The following is an 8,858-nucleotide window of genomic DNA, read 5'->3' as shown; positions in this document are numbered from 1 at the left end:
AAGTCGTCAACCAAGCCGTACGAACCGCCTATCCTGGTGTATAAATGAAATGTTATAGGTAACCCGGCTTCTCCACAGTGGTGGTACAGGTTTTTGCATAACGGATCGTCAAAGTACAGGTTTGCGGTCATCTCGCCAAGAGCGCGGCAGCCCATGTCTTTATACCGTTTAAGTATCCACGAAAAGTCGGTGGACGGATGATTTTTCCCTTTCCTGGGATCAACATCGCAAAATGGGATTATACGGTCCGGAAACTTTTTGTACGCTGCTAATACGTCTTCTGTAGTATGCATAAAATACGGGTTCTCCGGGCTCGTGATCGGCAGGACACAAAACTTTTCAATTCCAAGCTTGTCCATGTGTTTGACCAGCATCTCTGCGGTAAATTCCGGTTTATCCCATACGGTAAAAAAATGTGTGTGGCAATCAATCATTTTCGTTAATACCTCCATTGCGTATATCATACAAAATATGGAGGTTGATGTAAAAAAATACCGCGGGTTGTTAAATCGCTAATACGCGTTTAATATTATCTTCCGTAATCTTATCATACACAGTTTTTGTTATCTTACCGTTTTTTAAAGCATTACGGAAAAAGCATACTATAGGACAATCCTGGACGGGATGACAGATGTCAGTACCAAATACGAGTTTATCCTGGAATTCGGTAAGGAATTTGTAACAGTAATCCATATCCCGGGTGATAGCGTTAAACCCCGACCCTGCGGAGATATCGCCATAGAGATTAGGGTATTTCTTGAGTAATTCCGCAAGTTTACCCGGTGCGGTGACTTTACCTTTGGGATACCCTCCCCGGGTTTGATCAGTAACATCCGCGCTTATCTCCGACCAAAACGCCATTGCGTGGCCTAGGAATACAGTCTCCGGGAATTCCTGTAAACACTTCTCTAACCTCGGCATATGTAGGCCGTCAATTAAGCCGTAGGAACCGCCAAAACGTGTGTATAAGTGAAACGTTATAGGCAACCCCGCTTTCCCGCAATGGTAATACAAATTTTTGCATAACGGATCATCAAAATACAGGTTCGCAGTCATCTCGCCCAACCCGCGGCAGCCAAGGTCTTTATAATGTTTAAGTATCCACGTGAAATCGGTGGACGGATGATTTTTGCCTTTTCTGGGGTCTACATCGCAAAACGGGATTATGCGGTCCGGAAACTTTTTGTATGCCGCTAAGACATCTTCTGTGGTATTAATAAAATACGGATTTTCCGGGCTTGTGCTTGGCAGGACACAAAACTTTTCAATCTCAAGCTCGTCCATGTGCCTGACCAGCATTTCTATATTAAACTCATCTTTTTCCCAGACGGTAATAAAATGTGTGTGGCAATCAATCATTTTTTTTGATGAACTTTTTCACCACTTCGTATATTTCCGGGAGTTTTGCAGTAATAGTATATATTTTTAGAGCATCCTTGTGCTGCCTTGCAGGGAACCCAGACATCACAGATCCTGAAGGTACATCCTGCACAACACCTGTTTGCCCGACAATATTGACATCATCCCCAACATTTACGTGGTCAACAATCCCAGCTTGTCCGCCGATAACTACGCGGTCACCAAGAACAGTTGATCCGGCAATACACACTTGTGCAGTTATAAGACAATTTTTTCCTATAGCCACATTATGCGCGATATGTACAAGATTATCAATTTTGGTGCCATCACCAATTACTGTAGCACCAAGTGTTGCGCGATCAATCGCGCAATTCGCACCGATCTCCACATCATTACCCACTTTTACACAGCCAACCTGCGGGATTTTTATGGGTGTATCTTTTGTTGGAATAAACCCGTACCCGTCACCCCCGAGTACCGCACCCGGATTTATCACTACCCTCTCCCCAATAACGGTATCATTGCATATTGTTACCCGCGCGTAAAGTAAACAATCATTCCCGATAACAACATTTGGGCCGATATAGCATAAGGGCAGGATTTTTACATTATCCCCAATCACCACATCGTGTTCAACAACTGTCCCTGTACCTATACTGACATTAATTCCGAACTTAGCTGATGGATGTACAATCGCACCGGCGGCAATACCAGTAGGCGGTATAACATCCTTTTTTTTCTCAGTATCAATTATATTTAAAACCTTAACAAACGCTTGATACGGTTTTTTCACTATAATAAATAGCGTTGATTTACTGCCATCCTTAACATCTTCGGGGACTAGCACTGCTGCAGCTTTTGTTGACTGCAATACCGAATTGTATTTTACGGTATCAACGCAGAACGCGAGTTGCCCCTCACCGGCACTGGTAATATCTGCAACTGCGGTGATTACGACCTTATCTGCAATACCATCCTTATCGGCAACAATCCCGCCGGTAATGTTTGCAATTTCTCTGGCAGTAAACTTCATTTTAAACACCTGTCATTACTCACTGCATACCCTGCTGTTTTACGTACTTTATTATATTATCAGTGAGATCCACACCTTTCCCGCCGAATAATATATGCGTTTTATCAAGGATAAGATCTACGCCTTCCTCTTCCGCTACTTCAATTAATGCGTCATATATCTTCCCATAAACCACCTGTGAACATGACCGTTTAAGATTCTTCAATTCCTGGCTGGACGACTGAACATATTCCGCTACTTCCTTTTCCTTCTGCAAATACTCGCTGCGTTTGGCTTTAATTTTTTCGCGTAACTGGTTCACAGTTTCCTCGTTACTCTTAATCACCGTTTGTTGTAAAGATTCAACCTGCTGTTCCGCTGTTGGTTTTGTTTCCACCGGAGTTACTTCCTGCACTTGTTTTTGTTCATTCTCCGCAACATCCTGCGCGGTAATATCCGCGATATCCGCGCTATCCTTTTGCCTGTCAGCAGTTGTGGGTGCTGTTGTAACCATCCCGGGTAATTGCGTAGGATCCTGTGCTACAGCAGTTATCGTTGACGTTACGACGACATCAGTTTCTTGTACCTGTTGCTGCTGTGTAGAATTTTTTTGTAGTGACGCCATAAGTATAGTCTTAGGAGTTGATGCAAGCTCGATCTCAATGCTGTCAATCTCGGTTTTCAGGGTATCAAGTTCAGCTTTGCGTTTCTCAACTTCCCCGCGCTGCTTGTTGATCATATGCTGAACTTTTTCTTCTTCCACCTTTGTTTCTTCAAGTGAATTACACACTTTTTCCATATCAACAAAACCAATAATTATTTTTGGCTTATAATCCCCGGGGTTCAATGGTAAATCCAGCCCGAATATTATTCTGCCAAAGAAACATACCGTGGTTGCGGTAACCAGTACACTCAAAAAATTTCTTAACAGCCTATTGTTCATAAAAACAATTATACCAAATGATTTAGAACATATTCCCTATAGTAAAATAAAACTGCATTTGGTTAACCCCCGGTTTGTTCAGAGGTAAACCCCAGTCGAACCGTAACGGAAACACTGGTGTAGTAATCCTTATCCCAAACCCCACCCCGGCCTTAAGTTCAGTCGGAGAACTACCGATACTCATCGTAATATCATCCGGCCGTGCCCATGCACCGCCGATATCCGCGAAGATCGCACCCTGAAGCATTGTCTTACCTTTTTCCATTGCCAACGGGAATTTGTACTCAAGATTACACACAGTCATATACTTACTCCCACCCGCAGGGCCGATCTCGCCGTAATCATACCCGCGCACACTATCCCCTCCGCCGATATGGAAATACTCACTCAACAATTGCTTATCAGGTTCCATAAACTGCGAAACATACCCTGCCCGCGCGCTTAATGAAAACACAAGTTTCCATATTGTCGGGAAAAACCATACTGTTGAGTATATAGGCTTATAAAAATGCGCTTCCGCTCCCAGCGGCCCGCCTGCCACCTGCAATGACAACGCGTTCCTTGAACCTTTATTCGGGTCAAAAACATTGTCACGGGTATCATAGGCAACACCAAAAGTTAGTTTTGAAACATCAGGCGAAAAATATATTTTATCCGCATAATCCGCCATGATATCCGTAAATTCTACTTGTTCATACGAATACCCTGTACTCAAAGACAGGTACTCAGATATTCTTGGGCTTAACAGTAATGCCACGCCTTTTCTTAACTCTTTATAAGCATTAGCTTCTGTCCCGTAATACTGCTGGCGTGTTGTATTAAAAATATTTGTGGTAAACGACATTGATTTCCCCAAAAACCACGGATCCGTAAAACTTATCTCATAATTCTGCCGGCGTTCACCGAACTCCCATAAGAGGTTAAGCCGGTAACCATACCCAAAAATGTTCATATGCTGTACCTGCAGCGTACCCAATAATTTGTCAGTAGAAGAATAACCCATCCCTGCGGACATCATCCCGGGTTGTCCTTCAGATACCATGAACACAGCATCTACTTTATCAGGGCTCTCTGTCGGCTGGAAGTCAACTTTTGCGTCTTCCAAAAAACCAAGATTATATAACCGTTCCATCGTACGCCGTACCTTACTTGCCAGCATCGGGCTGCCGGGTTTCAATAATACTTCACGTTCAATAACATATGTTTTGGTATACGTATTCCCGTCAACATAAATGTTGTTTACATAAACAATCCCGTTCTCCGTGATATTATATACCACACTAACTTTACCGGTATCCGAACTCTGCACAATTTCAGGGACAACCTGCGCGCGGAGGTACCCGCTGTCCGCATAAGACTGCTGGAGCATCATCTGGCTGGCTTCAAACTTTTCCTGGCTGAACACCTGTCCTTTTTTGTATAACAACAAAATACGCAGATCTTTTTCCTTCAACACCTCATTACCATAAAAACTAATCTCCCCAACTACATACTTCGCGCCTTCTTCTACGGCAATGGTTAATACAGTCTCAGTACGTTCTTCGTTATACTTAAACTCCGGCTCAAGCAGCTGCATATCAAGAAACCCGTTGTTTTTATAGAACTTAACGATCTCATCCTTATCTTTATCAAAGACATCCTGTTTAAAATACTGTTTTTTCTTGGTCTGCATTAACTTAATAAGTTTTGAATTCTTGTATACCTTATTCCCTTTAAAGGCAACATCTTTAATTTGAATCCTTTTCCCTTCGGTAATAAGGAACGTTAGAACCTTATTTGTTGCCTTAACATCGTCTACCGTGGAATATTCAACTTCGCAGTCCGCAAAACCTTTCTCGCGGTATAATGACAATATTTTTTCGCGGTCAGCTTCTGCCTTAACAAAATTGTAATACCCTTTTTTCTTTAATGAAATATCCCCCTTAATTTTTCCGTCAGAGAACTGTTTATTCCCCTTAAATTTGATATCCGCAATCATCGGGCGTTCGGTTATTGCGAATACAAGTTTCACCCTAGCTTTTTGTTTACCCTGCGCAGGTACTTCTATGATCTCGGGTACAGCGTCTTCTATACCTTCATGTTCCAGTAACCTCTGTGTTTCTTCCTTAACCACATCCTCATTCACAACACTACCCTTTTGGATCTTCAACTGGTCAAGCACTGCGCGGACAGATAACGTCTTAGTCCCGGTGATAACGATATCCGTAATTTTTTTTGTCTCGCCTTCAGAATACGCAGTTCCCGGAAAAACAGAGCTTAATGCCAACAATAACACAACCACACAAATTTTTTCTTTAGTAAACATCTTCTTTTTTTATCCCCTACTTCTCTTCTTCCCATCCGCCAAAACGTTCAACATGTTCAATTGAAATCCTGCGTTCAGCATCGTTAGAAAAAAATATGCTTTTATCCTTAATAGTTCCTTTAAACAACAACTGTTTCCATTTGTATGACAACTCAACTTCATGCCATAAACTTAACTTATCCGCAAACTGCATACTATACCCTATCGCGAGATCCGGCGCAATTATCTTTTCAAATGTCGTCTTTGTTCCATTAAGAAAATCAGCGAATGATACTGACTGCGCATCATCACCAACCGGCACCCCGGAATCCCCTGTGGTAGCCTGCCGTGAAACCGTCTGTGTTACCTTAACCTTATCAACAATCCCGGTATTAACCAGCGGCGCTGCTATTGTCTCCATAAACGGCGCAGCAATACTCGACCCGAACATACGTATAACTTCCGTCCTTAGCTTCGTTTGCTGCCCTTGCATATCCAACGACTTTTCACTAAACCCAAAGAGGTATAATACAACCTTTTCTTCCGGAAGATTAGGATAATCCTGCGCGGAAAACCGTGGTTTAATCTCAGCAATCCTTGTACGGTCAATATTCATCGTAACCTTAGTAGCAACCTCTGTACCTGAAGGCGTCATAATATTACCTTCAGTTTCCGCTGTGGCTTCCAGGTAAGTTTCATTATTAACAATCTCCAGCCTTGCCCGGCGGATATCAAAACTACGCCCAAGATAATTAGCATTACCGCGTATGGATTCAAATAAACCGTTTACCTTAAGATCTTTTGTCCTGTTAGCAAACGCCACCTGTCCATTAGCCTGGAGGTCAATATTTTCATTTTTATACCATACATTCTGCCCGGTCTTAAGCACTAAATCCCAGACTGTATTATCCAATACTGCAGCATCAAACTGCGCAGTCCCGGTATCTGCACTCTCGGATGGTGGATAAATAAAACTTGCGTTATTAAGCTCCACAAGGCCACGGATAACAGGCGCTGATGCCGTACCGGCTAATGATACATCCACTATAGCTTCACCTGTTGACGGAACATTAAATACACGTTTAAAGAACATAGATTTCGGTATCGCCAGCCACTGTACATTCAATGCGATACCCGTTTGTGTCAACGTTTTCAACTTTATATCATACCTATTTATCCCAAACCCCGCAAGTTCGACTTTCCCGCTAAGCCCGAGTTCACCCTTCCCGATCCTTGCATGCCCGTGGTCAACAATTACTTCATCATCTTTAAGTGTAAGCTCAACATTTAAGCCGTTAATCTGGTTAAACACATCTTTTAACGCGATATTACAGTTAGTTATCCTGAGATTACCATCCACACGCGTACGTTGAAGATTATCAATTTTAAGTTCAACTTCACCGTCAATCATACCATCAGATTTTTTTACTATACCAAAAATATTCTTCAAAAACCGGAGGTTACCATTAGCTAGTTTAACATTAATACTTGCCGGCCCGGTAATACCTTTATCCTTATCCTTCCCTGAAGCCAACTGCATATTCCCCGACCCTGTGAATAAGTATAGGTCCTTATTTGATATATAGAGATCCCTGACCTTTAACTCAGTACCCTGTATTGTGAACAACGTGTTTAACCGTTCAAACGGCAAATTCGCGATAGTACCGTTATTTGATTCCAACCTGCCGTTTAGCAGCATTAACTCCGGAGTCCCTGAAATAATCAGATGAAAAACAGTATCACCTGTAACACTAATTTTTTGGTTCAGCAATGCAGTCAACGTACCAAGGGGCAACGTTTTTCCTTGAATTGACAAATTGTTTTGCTTACCCCCGATAGTACCTTTGACTGATACAACATCACTGTCATAATTTCTCACCGCGAAGTCTTTAAATACAACTTCCGGTAAATTATTGAATTCAAGTTCACCCATAATCTGGTATTCAGAATTATCCACGGGCATAAACATTATCATATTCTTGGAATACGCAAAATGAATATTGCCATACTCAAAATTGTGTTCATTAACCCAAAACCGTTTTGTTGACGCTAAAGCCTCAAACCTCAACCCGTTAACGTTATCATATACCCAATCACCCCTGAACGCGGCTTTACCGTATAAATTCAGTTGTTGTACCAACGAAATATTACGTAATTCGGAATTAATAACATACGTTCCCTTCATACTACCTGTTTTATTAGCAGTATCAAACCCCACTTCAGTACCTTCTGCTATTAGTACCGTACCATTAAAAATATTAAACTTCCCGGAATTAATCACTACACGTTTTTTTGTAACCACAGAATCCAGGGTAATACCTTCGATAACAATATTTGCAGCTTCCAGCCGGTCAAGTTCAGCCTTAACCTTCAACTCATTATTTTTACCATACACCGCGTTAAGATTAAACTCCACACTTTTCCCGCCGGTAGGTATAAAATTAACCTGGCTGGTGACAATGTTTTTTACAAGTACACTTTTTGCGGTACACACAAATTTTTGTTTATCATAACTCCCCTCACGTACAGAAGTATCAATCTTTAATACAGGCCGTTCCGCAGTACCCGTAAGGTTTAGAGTATTATCAACCATACCCCCAACATTCTTCACTAATTCCGGGTTAAGCATTGACACAAACATTTGTAACGGCAAATTGTCAGCTATACACTGCCCTGTGAATGCAATATTTGAATCGTTAAGGTTTAATGTCAAAGCAGACTTCAACTTACCATCGCGGGAATACCAATCCCGCAGGTTAACCCTACCCCCTGCGTACTCAACCTTACCGGTGATATCGCTTATCCCGTATTTATTAACCGCAACATTCTGCGCGGTAAGGACAGCCGCCAGAACATTTGTACCGGTTAATGAACCGTTGATCACAATATCCGCTGAAACTTTTGCGGGGCCAACCGCAAAATTATCAACCCCCGCTTTTAAAGCCAGTACCTTCTGTGTCCCTGATTTATCATCAGTTTTTAGGGCAGCAGAGATATCAACCTTACCCCCGTGTTGGTTAATAATAAACTTCTTAGTTTCCCATAAATCACGGGTTAACCTGCATTCAAACGTTACCCCTGCCTTTTTTTCATCTCCGGCATACATTTTAGCGTTCACCACATAATTATCCGCACTCCCGGCATAATCTATTGTGGAAGAAATGTTACCCAATGATGTTTCATTACCGAAAAGATTTAACTTTGCAACCGGTGCGGTGAGTATACCCCCAAGCTTACCTTCGAGCTTAACCTCACCTTCA

General features: G+C 42.1%; 6 protein-coding genes. All 6 read right to left on the bottom strand.

What is annotated here, in order from left to right:
* Positions 1-434: amidohydrolase (locus WC955_12275; GenBank protein ID MFA5859829.1), on the bottom strand; the 434-nt coding region annotated here is incomplete at its 3' end.
* A gap of 70 nt (positions 435-504) precedes the next feature.
* Positions 505-1,359, bottom strand: coding sequence for an amidohydrolase family protein (locus WC955_12270; GenBank protein ID MFA5859828.1), 855 nt, complete (start codon positions 1,357-1,359; stop codon positions 505-507).
* A complete protein-coding gene (lpxD, locus tag WC955_12265) occupies positions 1,352-2,392 on the bottom strand; it encodes a UDP-3-O-(3-hydroxymyristoyl)glucosamine N-acyltransferase (GenBank protein ID MFA5859827.1) in 1,041 nt (346 codons plus the stop codon). The genes WC955_12270 and lpxD overlap by 8 nt, the downstream gene beginning before the upstream one ends.
* Positions 2,393-2,411: 19 nt before the next feature.
* Positions 2,412-3,314 carry an OmpH family outer membrane protein gene (locus tag WC955_12260; protein ID MFA5859826.1) on the bottom strand — a complete coding sequence of 301 codons (903 nt, stop codon included), beginning with the start codon at positions 3,312-3,314 and terminating at the stop codon, positions 2,412-2,414.
* Between the two features lie 22 nt (positions 3,315-3,336).
* Positions 3,337-5,619, bottom strand: coding sequence for an outer membrane protein assembly factor BamA (gene bamA, locus WC955_12255; protein MFA5859825.1), 2,283 nt, complete (start codon positions 5,617-5,619; stop codon positions 3,337-3,339).
* Between the two features lie 16 nt (positions 5,620-5,635).
* Positions 5,636-8,858, bottom strand: a 3,223-nt coding sequence (locus WC955_12250) for a translocation/assembly module TamB domain-containing protein (protein ID MFA5859824.1), incomplete at its 5' end; no start/stop codon positions are given.

It is taken from the genome of Elusimicrobiota bacterium, from assembly GCA_041658405.1.
In the GTDB taxonomy this organism is placed as follows: Bacteria; Elusimicrobiota; UBA5214; order JBBAAG01; family JBBAAG01; genus JBBAAG01.
Note: the sequence above shows the minus strand (reverse complement) of the source record. Positions and strands in the feature narration are given on the sequence as shown.